General features: G+C 25.9%; 1 protein-coding gene. It reads right to left on the bottom strand.

Annotated elements, in window-relative coordinates:
• Positions 1–686: UvrD-helicase domain-containing protein (locus ACF91D_RS31170; RefSeq protein ID WP_392438613.1), on the bottom strand; the 686-nt coding region annotated here is incomplete at both ends.

Below are 686 nucleotides of genomic sequence, written 5' to 3'. Positions count from 1 at the left end.
ATATAATATCTAGGCCAATACGAAAATTTTTACTGTTTGATTCATGTATATACGTGTTTACAAATTCATTTATAGTATCATTTTTTAATTGGTATGAATAATAAAATAAAAGTAAATCCTTAAAAATCTTTGAATGAGCATCATTATTTCTATCTAAGGGCGTATCTTTAAATACTTTATTAGGGATTTTTAAAATTCTTGAATACAAATCTGCAATGTTATTACTTTTGCAAAGGATAGCAAAATCATTGTTATTCTGTATATTATAAGTACTCTTCAAACTATTAAGTTTTTTTTCTATTTCACGTGCAATATTTATTTCCGTGCCCTCTATATTTATTTTAAAAACTCTTAAATCATTTGAAGGTTGTCTTTCATATTCCTTTTCTAAAAGTTCTAAAGAATAATCAGAAATTGAATGATGACATCTATGATTAACAGTTAATTGACAATGAATAAATTGTTCGGAGAGTGTCAGTTCTTCTAAATATTTTGGGTATTTTTTCGCAAAGGCAAAAATAGATTGATTTAAGTCTCCTACTGCTATACCTATAATTCCGGAATCTACTAGTTTTAAAAACACTTTGTGTTGACTTAGGCCACAATCTTGATATTCATCAATAAATATATGTGTATACTTTGCACTGAGATATTTTAGAACTTGTGGAATATGCTCTATTATATAT

It is taken from the genome of Staphylococcus sp. 231237_7MaSpsaltlick (assembly GCF_043107035.1).
The sequence above is the reverse complement of the archived record's forward strand: the minus strand, read 5'-3'. Positions and strand labels throughout refer to the sequence as shown.